This is a genomic window from Sphingomonas sp. Leaf37, from assembly GCF_920939475.1.
Taxonomy (GTDB): domain Bacteria; phylum Pseudomonadota; class Alphaproteobacteria; order Sphingomonadales; family Sphingomonadaceae; genus Sphingomonas.
Window position 1 is genome coordinate 655,342 of sequence record NZ_CAKLAX010000001.1, and the last position, 20,396, is coordinate 675,737.

General features: G+C 66.9%; 19 protein-coding genes. 11 read left to right on the forward strand and 8 right to left on the reverse strand.

Features of this window, described 5'->3' with window-relative positions; translation table 11 throughout:
• Positions 1-2: 2 nt before the first annotated feature.
• Entirely contained in the window at positions 3-797 is a 795-nt protein-coding gene (locus LRA87_RS02865; RefSeq protein ID WP_230629005.1) for an arginyltransferase, read from the reverse strand.
• Between the two features lie 220 nt (positions 798-1,017).
• Between LRA87_RS02865 and LRA87_RS02870 the strand changes: the two genes are divergently transcribed.
• Positions 1,018-1,272 carry a hypothetical protein gene (locus LRA87_RS02870; protein ID WP_230629007.1) on the forward strand — a complete coding sequence of 85 codons (255 nt, stop codon included), beginning with the start codon at positions 1,018-1,020 and terminating at the stop codon, positions 1,270-1,272.
• Between the two features lie 140 nt (positions 1,273-1,412).
• Positions 1,413-3,284: a M48 family metallopeptidase gene (locus tag LRA87_RS02875; protein ID WP_230629009.1), complete on the forward strand. Its 1,872-nt coding sequence runs from the start codon at positions 1,413-1,415 to the stop codon at positions 3,282-3,284.
• Positions 3,285-3,310: 26 nt separating this feature from the next.
• Here LRA87_RS02875 and LRA87_RS02880 read toward each other — a convergent pair whose 3' ends face one another.
• Positions 3,311-4,552, reverse strand: coding sequence for a threonine ammonia-lyase (locus LRA87_RS02880; RefSeq protein ID WP_230629011.1), 1,242 nt, complete (start codon positions 4,550-4,552; stop codon positions 3,311-3,313).
• Positions 4,553-4,607: 55 nt separating this feature from the next.
• On the opposite strand from LRA87_RS02880, the gene LRA87_RS02885 reads away from it, so the two are divergent.
• On the forward strand, positions 4,608-6,269 hold the full coding sequence (locus tag LRA87_RS02885) for an amidohydrolase (RefSeq protein ID WP_230629013.1): 1,662 nt from the start codon (positions 4,608-4,610) through the stop codon (positions 6,267-6,269).
• Positions 6,266-7,201: a glutaminase gene (locus LRA87_RS02890; protein WP_230629793.1), complete on the forward strand. Its 936-nt coding sequence runs from the start codon at positions 6,266-6,268 to the stop codon at positions 7,199-7,201. Before LRA87_RS02885 ends, LRA87_RS02890 begins: the two co-directional genes overlap by 4 nt.
• A gap of 79 nt (positions 7,202-7,280) precedes the next feature.
• Here LRA87_RS02890 and ctrA read toward each other — a convergent pair whose 3' ends face one another.
• The 6 genes from ctrA to LRA87_RS02920 all read right to left on the reverse strand — a co-directional run bounded on the left by ctrA (position 7,281) and on the right by LRA87_RS02920 (position 12,976).
• On the reverse strand, positions 7,281-7,976 hold the full coding sequence (ctrA, locus tag LRA87_RS02895; protein WP_230629015.1) for a response regulator transcription factor CtrA: 696 nt from the start codon (positions 7,974-7,976) through the stop codon (positions 7,281-7,283).
• Positions 7,977-8,120: 144 nt separating this feature from the next.
• Positions 8,121-9,206: an AI-2E family transporter gene (locus LRA87_RS02900; RefSeq protein WP_230629017.1), complete on the reverse strand. Its 1,086-nt coding sequence runs from the start codon at positions 9,204-9,206 to the stop codon at positions 8,121-8,123.
• A 112-nt stretch (positions 9,207-9,318) separates the two neighbouring features.
• Entirely contained in the window at positions 9,319-10,125 is an 807-nt protein-coding gene (locus tag LRA87_RS02905; protein ID WP_230629019.1) for an IclR family transcriptional regulator, read from the reverse strand.
• Between the two features lie 93 nt (positions 10,126-10,218).
• A complete protein-coding gene (locus LRA87_RS02910; RefSeq protein ID WP_230629020.1) occupies positions 10,219-10,827 on the reverse strand; it encodes a LutC/YkgG family protein in 609 nt (202 codons plus the stop codon).
• A complete protein-coding gene (locus tag LRA87_RS02915) occupies positions 10,824-12,221 on the reverse strand; it encodes a lactate utilization protein B (RefSeq protein ID WP_230629022.1) in 1,398 nt (465 codons plus the stop codon). The genes LRA87_RS02910 and LRA87_RS02915 overlap by 4 nt, the downstream gene beginning before the upstream one ends.
• A complete protein-coding gene (locus tag LRA87_RS02920; RefSeq protein ID WP_230629024.1) occupies positions 12,218-12,976 on the reverse strand; it encodes a (Fe-S)-binding protein in 759 nt (252 codons plus the stop codon). The genes LRA87_RS02915 and LRA87_RS02920 overlap by 4 nt, the downstream gene beginning before the upstream one ends.
• 462 nt (positions 12,977-13,438) lie before the next feature.
• Here LRA87_RS02920 and rhmD point away from each other — a divergent pair, with 462 nt between their 5' ends.
• The 7 genes from rhmD (at position 13,439) to LRA87_RS02955 (ending at position 20,393) form a co-directional block, all read left to right on the forward strand.
• Complete coding sequence (rhmD, locus tag LRA87_RS02925; protein ID WP_230629794.1) at positions 13,439-14,623, forward strand: L-rhamnonate dehydratase; 1,185 nt, start codon at positions 13,439-13,441, stop codon at positions 14,621-14,623.
• Positions 14,624-14,645: 22 nt separating this feature from the next.
• Positions 14,646-15,503 carry a fumarylacetoacetate hydrolase family protein gene (locus LRA87_RS02930; protein ID WP_230629026.1) on the forward strand — a complete coding sequence of 286 codons (858 nt, stop codon included), beginning with the start codon at positions 14,646-14,648 and terminating at the stop codon, positions 15,501-15,503.
• Positions 15,500-16,246: an SDR family NAD(P)-dependent oxidoreductase gene (locus tag LRA87_RS02935; RefSeq protein ID WP_230629028.1), complete on the forward strand. Its 747-nt coding sequence runs from the start codon at positions 15,500-15,502 to the stop codon at positions 16,244-16,246. The genes LRA87_RS02930 and LRA87_RS02935 overlap by 4 nt, the downstream gene beginning before the upstream one ends.
• A 152-nt stretch (positions 16,247-16,398) precedes the next feature.
• Complete coding sequence (locus tag LRA87_RS02940; protein WP_230629030.1) at positions 16,399-17,307, forward strand: amidohydrolase family protein; 909 nt, start codon at positions 16,399-16,401, stop codon at positions 17,305-17,307.
• A gap of 142 nt (positions 17,308-17,449) precedes the next feature.
• On the forward strand, positions 17,450-18,514 hold the full coding sequence (rhaT, locus tag LRA87_RS02945; RefSeq protein WP_230629031.1) for an L-rhamnose/proton symporter RhaT: 1,065 nt from the start codon (positions 17,450-17,452) through the stop codon (positions 18,512-18,514).
• Positions 18,511-19,578 (forward strand): glycoside hydrolase family 43 protein, encoded by a 1,068-nt coding sequence (locus LRA87_RS02950; protein ID WP_230629033.1) that lies wholly within the window; start codon positions 18,511-18,513, stop codon positions 19,576-19,578. The genes rhaT and LRA87_RS02950 overlap by 4 nt, the downstream gene beginning before the upstream one ends.
• Positions 19,572-20,393, forward strand: a complete 822-nt coding sequence (locus LRA87_RS02955; RefSeq protein WP_230629035.1) for an alpha/beta hydrolase — start codon at positions 19,572-19,574, stop codon at positions 20,391-20,393. Before LRA87_RS02950 ends, LRA87_RS02955 begins: the two co-directional genes overlap by 7 nt.
• Positions 20,394-20,396: the final 3 nt, after the last annotated feature.

Sequence of the window (20,396 nt, forward strand, 5' to 3'; positions counted from 1 at the left end):
GTTTATGCCGGAACCAGCGCGACCTCGCGGACCGCGCCATCGGGCATGGCATTCTCGGCAAGCAAGCGCCAGCCGTTCGGCCCCAACACTTCCAGCGGGCGATAACGCGTCTTGTACGCCATCCGCGCGGACCCCTTCACCCAATAGCCGAGATAGACATACGGCAGGCCGGCGTCGCGCGCGCGGGTGATGTGATCCATGATGATGTAATTGCCGAGACCGGGGCGACTGCCCGATGGACCATCGTCATCCGCAGCGAAGAAGCTGTAGATCATCGACAATCCGTCCGCTTGACGATCGGTCAGGCACGCGCCCACCAGCTTGCCGCGCCGTCCGTTGGTCGAACGTGTCCGGTATTCGATGATGAGCGAGTTTACGGGCGAATGTTCGACCATGTCGGCATAATCGTCTTCGTCCATGCCCGCCATGCCACCACCGGGGTGGCGAGCCGCAAGGTAGCGGCGTAGCAGCTGGAACTGTTCGTCCGTGGCCCATGGCCGGCAAGCCGAGACGACGATATCGTCGTTCCGGCGCAGCAGTTTGCGCTGGGTCGCGTTCGGCACGAAATCGTCGGTAACCACCCGTACCGAAACGCAGGCGGTACATCCTGCGCAGGAGGGTCGATATGCTACCCCCTGCGAGCGGCGAAAGCCGATCCGGCCTAGGGCATCGTTCAGCTCAGCCGCATGCGGCCCGCTCAATTCGGTGAACACCTTGCGTTCCTGACGACCCGGCAAATACGGGCAAGGCGCGGGCGTGGTGACGAAAAAGCGCGGGAAACGAAAAGGCGCAGTCACCGCCGGCAGTCCTCCAGAAAGCACAATCCGCAATGCGGTGTCGATATCATATGGATTAGGTGTTGGGGTGTGAGAAGTGGTTTTACCGGCAAAGAGCGTTAATCCGTGGCGGAGAGTGTTTCGTGCGGACGGGAACGCCCGATTTCGGGACGATGCTGCACTGCGGGAACCACGCGGGGAGCCAACCGTTGCAGGGGTTCCATCATTTCGGAGTACCTCCATGTCCAAGAAATTCGCGGGCTCGCTCGCCGCTCTGGCGATGACCGTCGCCCCGATCGCAGCCGCACCGGCGTTTGCCGCACCTGCCAACCCGGCGGCATCGCTGTCGGTGGCAAAGTCGGTTCGTGCCAGCGCGCCGTCGGCCAAGAAGAACGACCTCGCCGGTGGCGGTCTCATCGCGGCGCTGATCGCCGCAGGCGTCGTGGCGATCGGCGTCGTCGCGATCGTCCAGGACGACGATTCCGACAGCAACTAATCTGTCGATCGATCGTGAAGGCGGGGGCTGCACCGATGTGCGGCCCCCGTTTTCGCGTCCGGACATCGACTGGACGGATCGCCCGCGACCCGGCACGATCGGGTCCGCGCCGCACGGCGTGAGGCGGGGGCGGTACGGACATGAAGGCTATTCGCGTCGACGATCGCCCGCAGCATGGCTGGGGCGAAATCCAGGCACTGGAAGCACGTTTCGCGTCCATGGTCGGACGACTGGAGGCGCTGGCCGCCGCCGATGCATCGGGATATCGCCGGCGGGTCGTCGCCGCGGGCATGCTCGGCTATGGCGTTCTGGGGACGACGCTGGTGCTGTTCCTGGGCATCGTCGTCGGCACGATCGTCGTGTTGATCGCCCATCCGGGCGCGGCAGTCGGCGGCATCAAATTGCTGATCCCGATCGGCGGTGTCGCGCTGAGCCTGATGCTCGCGCTGCGAATCGAATGGCCTGAGCCAGACGGAATCGCGGTGAGCGAAGCGGAGGCGCCGGCGCTATATGCCCTGATCCACGACGTGCGCACCGCCACGCGGGGACCGCGTATCCATGACGTCCGGATCACCGATGCCATGAATGCCGCGATCGCGCAGCGGCCGAGCCTGCTGTTCCTGCGATCGCACAATATCCTGTTCCTAGGCCTGCCGTTGCTACAGGCGATGACCGAAGGCGAGATCGGCGCGGTGATCGCCCACGAGATGGGGCATTCCGCGGCACGTCACGGACGATCCGCCGCATATGTCTATCGCATCCGGACGCGCTGGGGGCAGGTCGCCGACCGGCTGCCGAGGGGGATCGTCGCCGGCGCCATGCGACGTTTCTTCGCATGGTATGGCCCCTGGTTCTCCGCCTACAGCTTCGTGCTGGCGCGGCAGCAGGAATATGAGGCGGATGCGATGGCGGCATCGGTGTCGGGCGCGCGGACGATGGCGGATGCGCTGCTGCGGACCGAATACCAGACCCGACGCTGGCGTGACGGCTGGTCGATGATCTGGCCGCAATCCACGCAGCGGCCCGATCCGCCGGCGTCGCCATATCGGACGTTGGGCGCGATCCTGCCGGAAGAGCCCGACGACGCGGCGATGGCAACGCTGGCCTGGGCGCTGGGGCAAGGCCCGGGGCTGGACGATACCCATCCGTCGTTGTTGCAGCGGCTCGACGCGCTCGACATGACGGCACGTCTGCCGGCGGCCGAAGGCGTGGGGGCGGAAGGATTGCTGGGCGCGGCACTGGCGGATGTGACCGACCGGTTCGATGCGATCTGGCATGATCAGGCCGATGCGATCTGGGCCGAGGATTATCAGACCCGGCAGGATATCATCGCGGAGCGCGACGCACTGGAACGGCGGGCAGCGGTCGAGGTGCTGGACGTCGACGCGCATCACCGGCTGGCGCAACTCATCGAAGTGCTGGACGGCGCGCAGCCCGGTGCGGAGGCCTTCGCAGCGGTGCTGGCGCTTTACCCGGATTCGCACGGATCGCGGTTCCGGTACGGCGATGCGTTGCTGGATACGGGAGACGATGCGGGCATCGTCGCGCTTCTGGCCGCTGCCGATTCCGTGCCCGAATTGCGTATCGCCGCGCTCGAGCGGATCGTACGCCATGCCCACGACACCGATCAGCCCGATCTGGTTGCCGAGTTCGCACCCGCGCTCGACGCCGCGATCGCGGAGGAGGAAGCGGCGCGTGTCGAATCGTCGGCGATCGACGAAGCGGCGACGCTCAGGCCGCTGGACGAGGCCAGACGTGCGGAGCTCGCCGATCTGGCGCGCGACGTCGCCGGGGTGCGCTGGCTTCGTGCCGGTATCCGCGATCTGTCGTCGGGCACCCAGATCGTGGTCGTGTTCCGGACGAAGGGCAAGCGGACGGGCACCGAGGTGCTGGACGATCTGATCGACGCGCTGATGCCGGCCGGCGACCTGTTCGGCATCGAACACAGCCGGACGCGCCGGTGGCTGACGCGGCGACTGGAGGCAATGCCCAACAGCCGCGTCATCGGCTGAGCTATGCCCGTTCGGTCGCGGACGGGTTACGCCTGTTCGACCATGCTCGTTTCGTAGCCGCCGTCGCGCAGGGCGGCGATCAGACGGTCGAGATGGGCGCGATCGCGGGTTTCGCATTCGATGTCGGTGATGAGGCCCTTGGCCGGCAACGACGTGAAGATGCGCTGGTGATAGATTTCGATGATGTTGACGCGCTGTGCATCGAAGATGCGGGCGACGTTGAACAGCGCGCCCGGCTGGTCCTTCAGCCGCACGCGCAGGCGTGCGAGCCGGCCGGAGCGGGCGAGATCGCGGAGCAGCACGTTGGCAAGCAGGCGCGTATCGATGTTGCCGCCGCACAGGATGATGCCGACGGTGCGGCCCTTGAAGCGTTCGGGATAGGCCATCAGCGCGGCGAGGCCCGCGGCACCCGCGCCCTCGACCACCGTCTTCTCGATCTGGAGCAACAGGCTGACGGCTTCTTCCAGATTGCGTTCGCCGACCAGCACGATGTCGTCGACCAGTTCGGCGACCATGCCGCTGGTGATGCCGCCGGGCTCCTTCACTGCGATACCCTCCGCCAGCGTATCGCCGGCGCAGGGGAGATTGGTGCCCCTGATCCGGTTATACATCGAGGGGAACAGTTCGGCCTGCACGCCGACGATTTCGATCGGATGATCCGCGTCGCGTGCGACGACGCCGGTGCCCGAGATCAGCCCGCCGCCGCCGATGGGGATCAGCAGCGTGTCGAGACCGGGAACGTCCTCCAGCATCTCGACCGCGGCGGTGCCCTGTCCGGCGATCACGCGGGGATCGTCGAACGGATGGACGAAGGTGTAGCCGCATTCCGCCTCCAGCACGCGGGCATGCGCGTAGGCGGCGTCGAACGTCTCGCCCTCCAGCACCACGTTCGCCTTGTGCCCTTCGGTTTGCGTCACCTTCACCGTCGGCGTGGTACGCGGCATGACGATCGTCGCCGGGATACCGAGCCGGTTGGCGTGATAGGCGAGGCCCTGAGCGTGATTGCCGGCAGAGGCGGCGATGACGCCCTTGGCACGGGCCTCCGGCGAGAGCTGCAACAGCGTGTTGAGTGCGCCGCGTTCCTTGTAGGCGGCGGTGAACTGGAGATTCTCGAACTTCAGATAGACGCTGGCACCGGTCATGTCGCTCAGCGTCTTGCTGATCAGTGTCGGCGTGCGGACGATCGAATCACGAATTCGCATATGGGCGGCGCGGACGTCGTCGATGGTGACGGGAAGGGCGGACGCCGCGGCGAGTTTCGTAGCCATCCGGAGCCGCTAGACCATCTGGTGCGACGGGGGAACACCGCTTATGCGGGCAAGCATGGCAAGACTGGCTTTCAAGACGACCGCGGTCGCACTGGCGATCACCATCTTTTCGGGTGCGGCGCAGGCCGATGGTATCGTCGATAACGTCAACGGCATCACGCTGGACAAGGACGGCAAGGTCGTCCGGTTCCAGGCGCTGCTGGTGACGTCCGATGGCAAGGTCGGCAAGCTGCTGTCCGCCAAGGACAAGCGGCCGGAAAAGCTGGAATGGCGGGTCGACTTCAAGGGCAAGACGCTGCTGCCCGGGATGATCGATGCTCATGGCCATGTGATGGACCTGGGCTTCCGCGCGCTGGAACTCGATCTGTCCGATACCAAAAGCCTTGCGGAAGCGCAGGCGAAGATCGCCGCGCATGCGCGGGCCAACGGCGACAAGGCGTGGATCATCGGTGGTGGCTGGAATCAGGAAGCATGGGGACTGGGCCGGTTCCCAACCGCCGCCGACCTGGACGCCGCGGTCGGCGATCGCCCGGTCTGGCTGTCGCGGGCCGACGGACATGCCAGCTGGGGCAACAGCGCGGCGCTGAAGGCGGCGGGGATCACCGCCAAGAGCGTCTCGCCCCCCGGAGGCCGCATCGAAAAGACCGCCGCGGGTCAGCCGTCCGGCGTCTTCGTCGATTCCGCGCAAGGTCTGGTCGCGAAGGTGGTGCCGCAGCCGCTGGGCAAGGATCGCAACGCCGCCTTCCTGAAGGCGCAGTCGATCCTGTTGAGCTATGGCGTCACCGCCGCCGCCGACATGGGTACGACGATGGACGACTGGCTGACCTATCGCCGGATCGGCGACCTCGGCGGATTGCGCGTGCGGATCATGAGCTATGGCGCGGGCGTCGATACGACGGTGCAGATCGGCGCCACGGGGCCGTCACCGTGGCTGTATGGCGACAAACTGAAGCTGGTCGGCGTCAAGCTGTACGCCGACGGCGCGCTGGGATCGCGGGGCGCATGGCTGAAGGCGCCATACGCCGACGCCGCGGGGCAGTCGGGCGCCAGTTTCATGAGCGATACGGTGATGCGCAACCTGATGAGCCGCGCGGCGATGGACGGTTATCAGGTGGCGGTTCACGCGATCGGCGACCGGGCCAATGCCGAGGCGCTGGATGCAATCGACGAGATGGCGCAGACCTATAAGGGCGACCGGCGCTGGCGGATTGAACATGCGCAGATCGTCGATCCGGTCGATCTGCCGCGCTTCGGCAAATACGGCACGATCGCATCGATGCAGCCGACGCACCAGACCGGCGACCGGACGATGGCGGAGGCGCGGCTGGGAGCGCAGCGGCTGACCGGCGCCTATGCCTGGGCATCGATGCTGAAGAACGGCGCCAAGCTGGCATTCGGATCCGATTTCCCGGTGGAGAAGCCCGATCCCTGGGCCGGCTGGGCAGCGGCGTTCACGCGGCAGGATGCGGACGGGCAGCCGTTCGGCGGCTGGCGTCCGGAGGAAGCGGTGACGCGCGAACAGGCATGGTGGGCGTTCACCGGCGGCGCGGCCTATGCGGGGTTCGCCGAGGATCGCATCGGACGGCTCGCGCCCGGACTGCGCGCCGATTTCATCATCGTCGATCGCGACCCGCTGCTCGCATCCCCCACCGATCTGCGCGCCACCAGGGTGCAGGAGACGTGGGTCGGAGGCGAGAAGGTGTGGGAGCGGAAATAGACCTTCCCACGATCGTCGCCGAGATCGCCGCGGAGATGGCGGCGGCGCCCGATCGGGGCAAGCCGGCGGATTACATCCCGCCGTTGGCCGCGGTCGATCCGGCGAAATTCGGCATGGCGGTGATCGAGGCGGACGGCACCTGCCATCTGGCCGGGGATGCCGACGAGGCGTTCTCGATCCAGTCGATCAGCAAGGTGTTCGCGTTGACGCTGGCGCTGGGCCATGTCGGCGACCAGTTATGGGCCCGCGTCGGCAGGGAGCCTTCCGGCAGCGCGTTCAATTCGATCGTCCAGCTCGAATTCGAGCATGGCATCCCGCGCAATCCGTTCATCAACGCAGGCGCGATCGTCGTTGCCGACGTGCTGCTCGGCCGGCACCAGCCGCGCGAGGCAATCGGCGAGATCCTGCGCTTCGTGCGGATGCTGACCGACGACGAGGATATCGTGATCGATCGCGCGGTGGCGGAGGCGGAACTGGCGACGGGCCACCGCAACATGGCGCTGGCGAGCTACATGCGGTCGTTCGGCAACATCCATCATGATGTCGAACGGACGCTGGGTGTGTATTTCCATCAATGCGCGCTGGCGATGAGCTGTCGGCAACTGGCGCTGGCCGGGCGTTATCTGATGGCGGACGGGATGCTGCCGACGACGCAGCGGCGGGTCGTGTCAGCACAGCGGGCGCGGCGGATCAATGCGCTGATGCTGACCTGCGGCCATTACGACGGATCGGGCGAGTTCGCGTTTCGCGTCGGCCTGCCGGGGAAGTCCGGGGTCGGCGGCGGCATTCTGGCGGTGGTGCCGGGGCGGGCGAGCATCGCGGTCTGGTCGCCGGGGCTGAACGCGCGCGGCAATTCGCAATTGGGCACGCTGGCGCTGGAGCGGCTGGTGCAGCGGACCGGCTGGTCGGTGTTCGAGCCGGCGCGGGTTTAGCCGCCCGAATCAAAAGGCCGCGGCACCCCCCGATGTCGCGGCCTTCACTCCCGATGACCGGGGAGGAAACGGGTGGCGATCAGGCGACCGCGGTGACCTCTTCGGGTTCGCGCAGGACGTAGCCGCGGCCCCAGACGGTCTCGATGTAATTGTCGCCTTCGCAGGCGAGGCTGAGCTTCTTGCGCAGCTTGCAGATGAAGACGTCGATGATCTTGAGTTCGGGTTCGTCCATGCCGCCGTAGAGGTGGTTGAGGAACATTTCCTTGGTCAGCGTCGTGCCCTTGCGGAGCGAGAGCAGCTCCAGCATCGCATATTCCTTGCCGGTCAGATGCACGCGGCTGCCGTCGACCTCGACCGTCTTGGCGTCGAGGTTCACCGCGAGCTTGCCGGTGCGGATGACCGACTGGCTATGCCCCTTCGACCGGCGGACGACGGCGTGGATGCGGGCGATCAGCTCTTCGCGGTGGAACGGCTTGGTGACGTAATCGTCGGCGCCGAAGCCGAAGCTGCGGACCTTGCTGTCCATTTCGTTGATGCCCGACAGGATCAGCACCGGCGTCGACACGCGGGCGACACGCAGCTTCTTGAGCACGTCGTAGCCGTGCATGTCCGGCAGGTTGAGGTCGAGCAGGATGATGTCGTAGTCGTACAGCTTACCGAGATCGAGGCCTTCTTCGCCCAGATCCGTCGTGTAGCAATTGAAGCCTTCGGTCCCGAGCATCAGCTCGATCGCCTTGGCCGTGGTCGGCTCGTCCTCGATCAACAACACCCGCATCGCGACGTCCCCTGTTGGCGAGACCGTCAGCACCCCTGCTTCGGCCGGCCCAGATTCATTAACCAAAGAACATCTGAAGGCAAAAGGTTAATTTGGATTTAATCGAGGTAAACCCGCGAGTCGCAATGCCTGTTTACCGGCGAATCACCTGTCGGGATCCTGCGGGGTCAGATCGGGGCCGAGCAACGTCTGGTGGCGGCTGCGGGGAATATCCTCGCCCAGCACCTCGCGGAGGTACAGGCTGCGGACGAGGGTGAAGATCACCACCAGCAGCGCCGCGGAGAAGAACAGGCCGAAGATGCCGAAGATCACGCCGATGCCGATGATCGCGAACACGGTGATCGCGGGCGGGATCGAGACGACGCGGGCCTGCACGTAGGGGGTGATGAAGTTGGTCTGGATCAGGCGGACGAGCGCATAGGTGGTGAGCGTGCCGATGAGCGGCCCGGTCCCCTGCGTCGCGGCGAGGCCGAGCGCGGGGATCATCGCCGCGGTCGGGCCGATGTACGGGATGAACTCCGACAGGCCGGCGAGCAGGCCGAGCGCGGCGGCGGAGGGCACGCCCGAGATCCACAGGCCGATGCCGATCAGGACGCCCATGCTGGTCATCAGGATGAGCGATGATCGCAGCCACAGCCTCAGCGTCGACCCGACGTCGAACAGCGCGTCCTCGATTGCGGGGCGCTTGGTCGGCGGGATCAGGAACAGGAAGCCGCGCTGGTAGATGCCGGGATCGGCGGCGAAGAAGGCGGCGCCGACGAGCAGCAGGATGCAGTTGAGCAGCAATTCGCCGGCACCGGTGACGAGGCCGCCGACATCCTGCGCGACCTTCGATCCGGCATAGGCCTGTTGCACCGCGTCGACGATCTTCGCGCCGACCGGACTCTGCGACGCCCAGGCGGCGAGCTGGTCGAGCAGCGCCGGCAATTGGGTGACGAGGACGTTGACCTGTTCGCGGAACTGCACGCCGAACAGCCAGACGAGGAAGGCGACGATGCCGAACGCGGTCGCCATCCCGCAGCCGAGGGATGCCCTCTCCGGCACGCGCAGGTGATCGCGATACAGGTCGGCCAGCGCATGGATCGCGATCGCGCCGAGCATCGAGCCAAAGGCGAGGATGAGAAGGTCGCCGGCCTTGAGCAAGGCGGCGGCGACGGCACCGATGACGAGGATGTAGAGGATGCGGCGGATGAATCGCGCATCGTCCGCATCGGGGGAAAGGCGGTTCATGGCGTGGTCGCGTAAACGGTTCGTGCTCCGGCGCAGGCAGGAGCCCAGGGTCGCCAGCGCTCGGCTGCTTGGCTCTGGGTTCCTGCGTTCGCAGGAACACGGGGGGCTATGGTCAACCCGTGGCGCCTTCGCGGCCGAGTGCGGTGCCGATCTCGGTGGCGGCGGTGCGGAGGAGGGGGACGAGTTCCTGCATCTTCGCCGCATCGAGATAGGGCGCGGCGGCGGCGACGTTGATCGCCGCGACGATGGTGCCGGCGGCGTCGCGCACGGGAGCGGCGACCGAGTGGATGTGGTCGGGGCCGGGGCCGCATTGCAGCACGACGCCGAGTTTCGCTGCGCCCTGCATCTCCGCCAGCCAGTCGCCGCGTCGATGGGGTTCGTCGACCTGACCGAACAGGCGACGCCACGCTCCTTCGCTATCGTCCAGCAGCAGCGCCTTGCCGAGCCCGGTTTCGCCAAGGCGGCGGCGGGTGCCGGGCTGGGTGGTAACGGCGACGCGCTCGCGACCGGGGACGCGGAGCATATGGACGGATTCGTCGCCTTCGCGGCGGCCCATGAAGGCGCTCATCCCGCTTTCCTGCGCCAGCCATTCCAGTTGGGGGCGCGCAAGAGCGACGAGGTCGGTCTGGTCCTGCACCAGATGGCGCAATCGAAGCAGCTGGCGACCGCCGCGAACCTGATTGTTGGGCCCCATCGCAAGGAAGCCGCGCGAGGCGAGCGAGCCGACCAGCCGGTAGGCGATGGCACGCGACAATCCGCTGCGTTCGGCCAGCTGGATTACCGACGCCGGTTCCTGCACGGCGAGTTCGAGCAGGTCGAGCCCGCGATCGAGCGTCTGCGTGCCGGCCTTGGCGGCGCGCCCTTCCTCTGGCGCATCGTCGGCGGCGGCGGTCCGGCGCGCGGTGGCGGTGGTGGTCACTTCACGGTCTCTCCCAGACGGCCGTTTCGCGTTGCCCGAATCGCCCGTCGCCGCAACCGTTATCGTACAACGGCGCGAAACGGCAGCGGCGTATCAGCCGATACGGATGACGTGGAGGAATCGGGGACCATGCGCGCCGCGGACGTAGGTGCCCTCGATATCGGTGGTGCCGGAGACGCCGGTGACCCAGTAATGCGCGCGGGGGTGGGTGCCGGCGAGGACGGCATCCTCGAGATAGGCGACGACCTGCGGCACGACGACGATGTGGTGGAGCGCGAGGAAGTTGGGGAGCATCGGCGCTTCGGGCGCGGTTTCGAAGACGAGGCTGCCGGTTTCGGCGACGCCGCAGCGGGCGATGGCGAGCGCGGCGGGTTCGTCGGGCGCGGCGCTGTCGTGGAGGGTGAAGCCGGTCCAGTCGCACGCCGCCAGCCGTGGGTCGGGGGGGATGCAGAGCGTGCGTTGCAGACCCTGATCGGCGCAATAGCGGGCGATCGCGGCGGGCAGGTCTGCGAAGCTGGCGACCGCGTCGATGGTGGCGGCGACGCTGGGGAGTGTCAGGCGGGCGAGGAACGTCTCCTCCAGCGCCGCCGGATCGACCGGCGGGCGTTCGGGGGCGATCAGCAGCGCTGCCGCCTCCACATCGATCGCGGACGGCTTGGCGCCGCCGGTAAGGCGGGCGAGGATCGCGTCGCGGGCGCTCACGAGCGGCGGCCCTTTTTATACTGGGCCATAAAGCTTTCCGAGGCGGGTTTGGGCATGTCGCGGTATTGGGTCCAGCCGCCGGCGAGGGGGATTTTGCTCAGCCAGCCGGTGCGGCCCATCAGCCGCATCGACTTGAGCGCGGCGGCGGTGGCGGCGCGGTAGAGGCGCGGGCGGCGGGCAAACCAGGCCCAGGTGCCGAGGCCGGAGCGCAAGGACGCGGGTTCCAGCCCCTCGCGCCAGCTCTTCTCGCGCCAGCCGCGCAGCAGGGTGGGGAGGGGGATGCGGACCGGGCACACCTCCTGACACTTGCCGTTGAGCGTGCAGGCGTTGGGTAGGTCGCGCGATTGCTTCAGCCCGTCGAAGGCGGGGGTGAGCACTGCGCCCATCGGGCCGGGATAGGTACCGCCATAAGCGTGGCCGCCGATCTGCCTGAACACGACGCAATGGTTCATGCACGCGCCGCAGCGGATGCAGCGGAGCATCTCGGCGAGGCCCTCTTCGCGCATCGTCGTGCGGCCGTTGTCGACAAGGACGATGTGCATCTCTTCGGGGCCGTCGCGGTCGCCATGGCGCTTCGGGCCGGTGTAGAAGGTGGTGTACTGGCTGAGCGGTGCGCCGGTCGCCGAGCGCGACAGCATGCGGAGCATGTGGACGGCGTGACCGGTCGAAGGGACGATCTTCTCGATCCCCGCGGTGACGATGTGCATCCGCGGCGGGACCAGCGAGAGTTCGGCATTGCCTTCGTTGGTGACGGTGCAGACCGCGCCGGTGTCGGCGACGAGGAAGTTCGCGCCGGAGATGCCGACATCGGCGGCGAGCATGCCTTCGCGCAGGTGGCGGCGGGCGCTTTCCGCCATCGCCGCGATGGTTTCCTCGACATGCGGGTTGCGGTGGCTGGTCTTGAACAGGGCCGATACCTGTTCGCGGGTCTTGTGCATCGCAGGCCAGATGATGTGCGACGGGCGCTCGCCGGAGAGCTGGATGATATGTTCGGCGAGGTCGGTTTCGATGCGGCCTATGCCGGCCTCGGCGAGGGCGTGGGGCAGGCCGATCTCTTCGCCGAGCATCGATTTGGAGCGGGCGACGCTTTTCGCGCCGGCCTCTTTGCAGAGGCGGATGACGATGTCGCAGGCTTCCTGTGCGGTGCGCGCCCAGTGAACCTTGGCCCCGGCGGCGGTGGCGTTCGCTTCGAACTGATGGAGGTAATGGCCGAGATTGGCGACGACGTGATCCTTGATCGCGGCGGCGCGGGTGCGGGCGGCCTCGAAGTCGGGGAAGGCGTCTACGGCGATCGTGCGCTTGGCTTCGGCGGTGCCGGCGGTGCGTTCGACCGCCAGTTTCAGGTTCTTGTCGGCTAGCGCCTCGGCGACGCGCTGATCGAAGGTGGTGGTCATGCCTCTTCCCCGATCGCCGGGCCGTCGCCCATGCCGGCGATGAGTTCGATGGCGTGGAAGGCGCGGACGGGAGAGCCGTCGCGGTGGAGCTTGCCGGCCATGTTCATCAGGCAGCCGAGGTCGCCGGCGAGCAGCAGGTCGGCCCCGCTGGCGTCGATCGCGGTCGCCTTTTCCGCGACGATGGCGTTGGAGATGGCGGGATATTTGACGCAGAAGGTGCCGCCGAAGCCGCAGCAGGTTTCCGCTCCGTCGAGTGGTTTGAGCGCGAGGCCGTCGACGGCGGCGAGCAGGCGGCGCGGTTGGCGCTTGATGCCGAGTTCGCGCAGGCCGGAGCAGCTATCGTGATAGGTGGCGGTGGCGGGAAGGGCGACGCCCTCCGGCTTCCAGCCGCGGACCTCGTCGAGATAGGCCATGATCTCGTAGGTCTTCGCGGCGAGTGCGGTGGCGCGGGGTCCCCATGTGGTGTCGTGTTCGAGGATTTCGGGATAATGGACACGGATCGTCGCGGCGCAGCTGCCCGAGGGGATGACGACATGGTCGTAGCCCTCCAGGGCGGCGATGGCGCGGCGGGCGAGGTCTTCCGCAGTTTTTCGGTCGCCGGAGTTGAGCGCGGGCTGGCCGCAGCAGGTCTGCGCTTCGGGGACGATCACCTCGCAGCCGGCGGCTTCGAGTGCGGAGATCGCGGCGAAACCGATCTGCGGACGGATCAGGTCGACGAGGCAGGTGACGAACAGGGCGACGCGGGGGGTGGTCATGCGTTCAAACCCTTCGTCACCCCGGACTTGTTCCGGGGTCCACTTTGCGTCGGGTGGAAAAGCTGGAGGAGCGAGGGCTTCCGTCGTGGATGGGTGGACCCCGGAACAAGTCCGGGGTGACGGGGGAGGTGGGACTGGCCGAAGGGCGTGTCACGGTCGGCGAAGTTGAGACACTCGCGCGATGGCAACGTCGCGTCACACCGTCGTGGCGGAGGCGACATGGCAAGGACGGCACGGGGCATCGGCGCACCCTGCACATCGGCGGCGGTGTAGGACAGAGCCGTGTTCAAACCCGAAATCCTCACCTGTCCCGAGTCTCCGTTTGACGCGGCTTTTCTCATCACCTAACGAGCTATCCCATAAAGTGAAAAGAGTAACAAGCTCGGGAGGATGCTCATATCGCCGATCGGCGGTGCCTCATCCGAGCCTGTGCTGACGAACGGGAGCCTCACCGTGGGAATCGTGTCTCTACCCAAGATCAAGCATGTCCGCGCCTTTACGGTGCGCGGCGGCGGTGCCGATTATCACGATCAGGGCGAAGGCCATTGGATCGACAACCACATCGCGACGCCGATGTCGCGCTATCCCGAATATCGCCAGTCGCGGCAGAGCTTCGGCATCAACGTGCTGGGTACGCTGGTGGTGGAGATCGAGGCGGAGGACGGCACGATCGGTTTCGCGGTGACGACCGGCGGCGAGCCGGCGTGCTTCATCGTCGAGAAGCATCTGGCGCGGTTCCTGGAGGGGCGTTCGCCCACCGAATATGAGAAGATCTGGGACCAGATGTACTTCTCGACCCAATATTACGGGCGCAAGGGGCTGGTGATCAATGCGATCTCCGGCGTGGATCTGGCATTGTGGGATCTGCTCGGCAAGCTGCGGCAGGAGCCAGTGTATCATATGCTCGGCGGCGCGGTGCGCGACGAACTGCAATTCTACGCGACCGGCGCGCGGCCCGACAAGGCGAAGGAATTCGGCTTCATCGGCGGCAAGATGCCGCTGCACCACGGGCCGGCCGAGGGGATCGAAGGCCTCAAGAAGAATATCGCAGAACTGGCCGACATGCGCGAGCGGTGCGGGCCGGATTTCTGGCTGATGTGGGATTGCTGGATGGCGCTCGACGTCGACTATGCCACCCGCCTCGCCATCGCGGCGCACGAATACGACCTGAAGTGGATCGAGGAGGCGATCAGCCCCGACGATTACTGGGGCTATGCGCAGCTGAAGAAGAATGTGCCCAAGGGCATGCTGGTCACCACCGGCGAGCATGAGGCGACGCGCTGGGGCTTTCGCATGTTGATGGAGATGGACTGCTGCGACATCATCCAGCCCGATGTGGGCTGGTGCGGCGGCGTCACCGAATTGTTGAAGATCAGCGCACTGGCCGATGCGCACGGCAAGATGGTCGTACCGCACGGGTCGTCGGTCTACAGCTATCACTTCGTCATCACGCGCCACAATTCGCCGTTCGCGGAATATCTGATGATGCATCCCGGACCAACCGAGGTGGTGCCGATGTTCCACCCGCAGCTGATCGGCGAGCCGGTGCCGCAGAACGGAAAGCTGAAGGCGAGTGCGCTCGACGCGCCGGGCTTCGGCGTCGAGCTGAACCGCGAGATCGCGATGCACCGTCCCTACACCCACTGATTCCTGTAGAAAGATCCTCCCCATGAAGCTTTGCCGTTTTGGCCAGCCCGGCCAGGAAAAGCCCGGTGTCGTCGACGACGCCGGCACCATCCGCGACCTGTCGGGCGTGGTGGACGACATCACCGTCGATACGATCGCCACGGTGCAGGGCGTCGACATTGCGTCGCTGCCGGTCGTCGAGGGCAGCCCGCGCTATGGCGTGCCGGTGAAGGGCATCGGCAAGATCGTCGCGATCGGCCTCAACTATCGCGACCATGCGATCGAATCGAACCTGCCGATCCCGACCGAGCCGATGATGTTCATGAAGGCGCTGTCGAGCCTGTCCGGCCCGAACGACGACGTGGTGCTGCCGAAGGACGCGACGCACGGCGACTGGGAGGTCGAGCTGGGCGTGATCATCGGCAAGACCTGCCGCTACGTCAGCGAGGACGAGGCGCTGGACAAGGTCGCCGGATACGTGCTGGCGAACGACGTGTCGGAGCGATTCAACCAGAAGCAGCGCGGCACGCAATGGTCGAAGGGCAAGGGCCACGACACCTTCTGCCCGGTCGGTCCTTGGCTGGTGACGCCCGACGAGGTCGACGATGCGCAGGAGCTGGACATGCACCTGGACGTCAATGGGACGCGGATGCAGACCGGCAATACGCGCACGATGATCTTCAACCTGAAGCAGCTGATCAGCTACGTCAGCGAATATATCACGTTGCAGCCGGGCGACCTGCTGATCACCGGCACGCCGCCGGGCGTGGGCGAGGGCAAGAAGCCCGACGCGATCTACCTGAAGGCGGGCGACGTGATGGAGCTGGGCATCGCCAAGCTCGGCACGCAGCGTCAGCAGGTCGTCGCATGGCGTCACCTGGGCGAGGGCGTGCTGGCATGACCTTCGCGGGACGGTTCGAGGGGCGTCATGCCGTGATCACCGGCGGCGCGTCGGGTCTGGGCAAGGACGTGGCGAAGCGCATCGTCGCCGAGGGCGGCACCGTGGCGCTGTGGGACCTCAATGCCGATGCGCTGGCGACGGCGAAGGACGAGATCGGCGCCCGCCACGTCGTGGCGCTCGACGTGTCCGACGCCGATGCGGTGGCGAAGGCGGCGGAGACGACGCTGGCGGCGCTCGGCAAGATCGACGTGCTGGTGTGTTCGGCCGGGATCACCGGGGCAACGGTGCCGGTGCACGAATTCCCGATCGACAGCTGGTTGCAGGTCGTCGGGGTCAATCTGAACGGCCTGTTCTATTGCAACCGGGCGATCGTGCCGGCGCTGCTGGCGAACGGTTACGGCCGTATCGTCAACGTCGCCTCGGTCGCGGGCAAGGAGGGCAATCCCAACGCCTCCGCTTATTCCGCGACCAAGGCGGGCGTGATCGGCTTCACCAAGAGCCTGGGCAAGGAACTGGCGGGCAAGGGCGTGATCGCCAACGCGCTGACCCCGGCGACGTTCGAAAGCCCGATCCTGGAGCAATTGCCGCAGAGCCAGGTCGATTACATGCGGTCGAAGATCCCGATGGGCCGGCTGGGCGAGGTGCATGAATCGACCGCGATGGTGTGCTTCATGGCGAGCGAGGAATGCAGCTTCACGACGGGGTCGGTATTCGACACCTCCGGGGGGCGGACGACCTACTGAGCGTTCGCCGCTGTCCTCACCCTTCCGCCGCTGCGCGGCTTCTCCCACTCTCGTCGGAAGAGGGTGCGAAGGGGTGAGGGCGGGGCGCTGATTGCTGAACCACTCCGCAGTCGTCCGCTTCGAGACGGCACGGGTTCAAACCGGAGAGGCGGATGACCACGATCCCGTTCGTCGATGCCCACATCCACCTGTGGGACCTGAACCATATATCCTATCCGTGGCTGACCGGGCCGTTCGATGGCGACGGTCCCAACGGCAGCGCGGAAGCGATCGCACGCGATTACGGTGTCGCCGATTATCGCGCCGAACTTGCCCGCTGGAACGTCGTCGGCGCGGTGCATATCGATGCCGGGGCCGACGCGGCGCATGCCCTGCGCGAAACGGAATGGCTGGAAGCGCTCGCCACCGACAGCGGACTGCCGACCGGGATCGTCGGCTATGCCGATCTGGCGGCGCCCGACGCGGACGACCTGCTCGCGCAGCACGCAGCGCATCCGCACGTTCGCGGTATCCGCCAGATCGTCAACTGGCATGCCGATCCCCGGCGGACCTATACGCCGCGGGACGTGACGCTGGACGAAGCGTGGCAGGCGGGGTTCGCGCTGCTCGGCAAGCACGAATTGTCGTTCGACCTGCAATGCTATCCGGGGCAGATGCCGGGACTGGTGCCGCTGTTCGCGCGGTATCCGGAGGTGCCGGTCGTCATCAACCACCTCGGGATGCCGGTGATGAGCGATGCCGATGGGCTGGCCGACTGGCGGCACGGCATGACCGCGCTGGCGGCGTTGCCGCAGGTCGCGGTGAAGCTGTCGGGGCTTGGCTTCGTCTGGCGCGACTGGACGCCGGAACGGGTGCAACCGCTGCTGCTGGAGGCGATCGAGCTGTTCGGTCCGGACCGCTGCCTGTTCGCGAGCGATGCGCCGACCGACACGCTGTTCGCGCCGATCGACCGGTACATGGAAACGTATCACGCGGTGACAGCGGATTTTGCCGAGGACGACCGGCGGGCGATGTTCGGGCGCAATGCGGACCGGGTGTACCGGTTGGGACTGGGGGTTTGAGGCGATCGCCACGCTGCGGTGACGATCGTCATCCCCGCGCGAGCGGGGATCCGTAAATACCGACATCACGCAAGAGCCGCCGGTACTGCGACTATGCATCCCCGCCTGCGCGGGGACGACTGAAGTAAAGAGGAATGGTCCGATGACACCCAATCCGCTCACGGGCGTGATGTACCATTGGCTGGGCGGTCTCGCCTCCGCCAGCTTCTATGTCCCCTATCGCGGCGTGAAGCGCTGGTCGTGGGAGATCTACTGGCTGACCGGCGGCGTGTTTTCCTGGGTGGTGGCGCCGTGGTTCTTCGCCAGCCTGCAGACCAACGACCTGCTCGGCGTGCTGGGCAGTGCACCGTCGCCGGCCTTCTGGTGGCCGATCCTGTTCGGGTTGCTGTGGGGCTTCGGCGGATTGGGGTACGGCCTCGTCATGCGCTATCTGGGGCTGAGCCTCGGCATGGCGGTGGTGCTGGGGCTGTGTACCGTGTTCGGGACGCTGATCCCGCCGCTGTTTACCGGCGAATTCCACGAGAAGCTGCTCGCCAATACGTCCGGCAGGATCGTGCTCGCGGGCATCGGCCTGACCGTGGTCGGCATCGTCGTCGTCGCCATCGCCGGCGCGCGCAAGGATGCGTTGCTGACGCCCGAGCAAAAGGCGGCGGTGGTCGCGGAATTCGATTTCAAAAAGGGGATCGCGGTCGCGATCTTCGCCGGGATCATGTCGGCGTGCTTCGCCTTCGGCCTTGCGGCGGGTGAGCCGATCAAGGGGCTGTCGGCCGCCGCCGGTACGGGGCCGCTATGGACCGGGTTGCCGGTGCTGTGCCTCGTCATGTTCGGCGGGCTGATCACCAACGGCATCTGGTGCGCCATTCTCGTCAGCCGCAATCGCAGCGGCGGCGAATGGGCGGGACGGACGAAGCCCGGTGTCGAGCGCCCGCCGCTGCTGCGCAATTACGTGCTCAGCGCGCTGGCCGGCGTGACGTGGTATTTCCAGTTCTTCTTCTACACGATGGGCGAGAGCCAGATGGGGCGGCTCGGCTTCTCCAGCTGGACGCTGCATATGGCGTCGATCATCATCTTCGGCACCTTGTGGGGCTTCGCCTTCCGCGAGTGGAAGGACGTGGGTGCTGGGATCAAGGGGATCGTCTGGGCCGGTGTCGCGCTGCTGCTGATCGCGACGGTGGTGATCGGCTACGGCAACAGCATCGCGGTATGATGCGGCTGGCCCTCGCCGCCGCGTTGCTGGCGCTGACAGGCGCGACGCCGCCGCGACCGGTGGCGGAGGCGCCGCTGGTGATGACGGCGATGCACCTGCACGACCCATGGATCGTCGCCGACCGGGCGAGCCGCACCTATTACCTGTTCACCCGCAACGAAGCCGCGATGACGGGCGACGGGCGGCTCGGCACGATGATGTACGCCAGCCGCGACCTGAAGCACTGGACCCGGCCGAAGCTGGTCTTCACCTTGCCCGCCGGTATCTGGGCGAAGGCGGGCAGCTGGGCGCCGGAAATCCATCAGTGGAAGGGCAAATGGTATCTGTTCACCACCTTCCACGATTCCGCCGCCACGCTGGGGCGCAGCGGCAAGCGGACGACCTATCGCCGCGGCACCGTGCTGGCGGTGGCGGACCGGATCGACGGTCCGTACCGGCTGGTGCGTGGCGGCGAGCCGATCGTCGCGAAGGACCGGATGACGCTCGACGGGTCGCTGTACGTCGATCCGAAGGGCAAGCCGTGGCTCGTCTATGCGCACGAATGGTGGCAGACCGGCACCGGCACGATGGAAGCGGTGCCGCTGGCCGACGACCTGTCCGCCGCCGGTCCGCCGCGGGAGCTGTTCAAGGCGAGTGATGCACCCTGGGCGGTCGGACAGGTGCAGCCGGACGGTGACACGGTGTACGTCACCGACGGCCCCGAGCTGTACCGCAGCAAGACCGGCACACTGCTGATGCTGTGGTCGAGCTATGGCAAGAAGGGCTATGTCGAGGCGCAGGCGCGATCGGTGTCCGGCGGGATCGAGGGGCCGTGGGAGCAACTCGGCACGCTGGTGGAGCGGGACAGCGGCCATGGCATGCTGTTCCGTACGTTCGACGGGCGGCTGATGATGATCCTGCATCGCCCGTTCAATTATGCGCTCGGCAAGCTGTACGAGATGCGCGACGACGGCGACCGGCTGTCCGTGGTGCGCGAGGCGACCGAGCTGGATGGCGAGGCCTATCCGACGCATCCCTGCGTCGCGGGCCATTCCTCTTTCGATGGAGCGACACCGGGATGCTGATGCTGGGCGCGGACGCGGTGCTGCCGCTGCGGGGGGATACGCCGGTTCCCGACGCGGTGACGTTCGAGGCGGGTCAACCGGACGATCGTGCCGTGGTGACGGCGGTCGCGCAGCCGGTGCTGCTGGAGTTTCGCCCGGCGGTGCCGAACGGTCGGGCGATGCTGGTGCTGGGCGGTGGCGGCTATGTCGCGCTGATGGTCGGGCGCGAGGGGGTGCAGGTGGCGCGCTGGCTGACCGCGCTCGGCTATCATGCCTATGTGCTGGTGCACCGCTTTCCGGATGCCAACCATGGCCCGTCCGCACCGCTCGACGATGCGGCGGCGGCGATGCTGGCGATCCGCGCCCTGGGCCATGACGGTATCGGCGTCGTCGGCCTGTCCTCCGGGGGGCATCTGGCGGCCTGCCTCGCGGCGGCGCGCCCATCCGCGTGGCCGGGCGACGACGCGCTGCGGCCGGATGCGATGGTGATCGGCTATGCGCCCATTTCGACCAATGCCGCGGGACGCACCGTCGTCGCCGACAAGCCACCGCTCGCACCGCCGGAGAAACAGGCGCTGTACGACGCATTGCAGCCCGATCGACAGTTGCTGCCGGCGCCGCCGCCGGCATTCATCGTCTATGCGGGCAACGATCCGGTGGTGCCGGTGGAGAATGCACGGCGGTTGCATGATGCCTGGACGGCGGCCGGCGGGCCGGCGGAACTGCATGTCTTCGCCGATGCGCCGCACGGGTTCGCGATGGACACGGTCGGCCTGCCCGTCGCGATCTGGCCGGCCTTGTGCGAGGCCTGGCTTCACCAGACCGGCTTCCTCTGATCT

Bases quoted from the DNA above. Each gene is read 5' to 3' on its own strand.
- LRA87_RS02870 (WP_230629007.1), top strand. From the start codon at position 1,018: ATGTCCAAGAAATTCGCGGGCTCGCTCGCCGCTCTGGCGATGACCGTC.
- LRA87_RS02875 (WP_230629009.1), top strand. From the start codon at position 1,413: ATGAAGGCTATTCGCGTCGACGATCGCCCGCAGCATGGCTGGGGCGAA.
- LRA87_RS02880 (WP_230629011.1), bottom strand. From the start codon at position 4,552: ATGGCTACGAAACTCGCCGCGGCGTCCGCCCTTCCCGTCACCATCGAC.
- LRA87_RS02885 (WP_230629013.1), top strand. From the start codon at position 4,608: ATGGCAAGACTGGCTTTCAAGACGACCGCGGTCGCACTGGCGATCACC.
- ctrA (WP_230629015.1), bottom strand. From the start codon at position 7,976: ATGCGGGTGTTGTTGATCGAGGACGAGCCGACCACGGCCAAGGCGATC.
- LRA87_RS02900 (WP_230629017.1), bottom strand. From the start codon at position 9,206: ATGAACCGCCTTTCCCCCGATGCGGACGATGCGCGATTCATCCGCCGC.
- LRA87_RS02915 (WP_230629022.1), bottom strand. From the start codon at position 12,221: ATGACCACCACCTTCGATCAGCGCGTCGCCGAGGCGCTAGCCGACAAG.
- LRA87_RS02920 (WP_230629024.1), bottom strand. From the start codon at position 12,976: ATGACCACCCCCCGCGTCGCCCTGTTCGTCACCTGCCTCGTCGACCTG.
- LRA87_RS02930 (WP_230629026.1), top strand. From the start codon at position 14,646: ATGAAGCTTTGCCGTTTTGGCCAGCCCGGCCAGGAAAAGCCCGGTGTC.
- LRA87_RS02935 (WP_230629028.1), top strand. From the start codon at position 15,500: ATGACCTTCGCGGGACGGTTCGAGGGGCGTCATGCCGTGATCACCGGC.
- LRA87_RS02940 (WP_230629030.1), top strand. From the start codon at position 16,399: ATGACCACGATCCCGTTCGTCGATGCCCACATCCACCTGTGGGACCTG.
- rhaT (WP_230629031.1), top strand. From the start codon at position 17,450: ATGACACCCAATCCGCTCACGGGCGTGATGTACCATTGGCTGGGCGGT.
- LRA87_RS02950 (WP_230629033.1), top strand. From the start codon at position 18,511: ATGATGCGGCTGGCCCTCGCCGCCGCGTTGCTGGCGCTGACAGGCGCG.
- LRA87_RS02955 (WP_230629035.1), top strand. From the start codon at position 19,572: ATGCTGATGCTGGGCGCGGACGCGGTGCTGCCGCTGCGGGGGGATACG.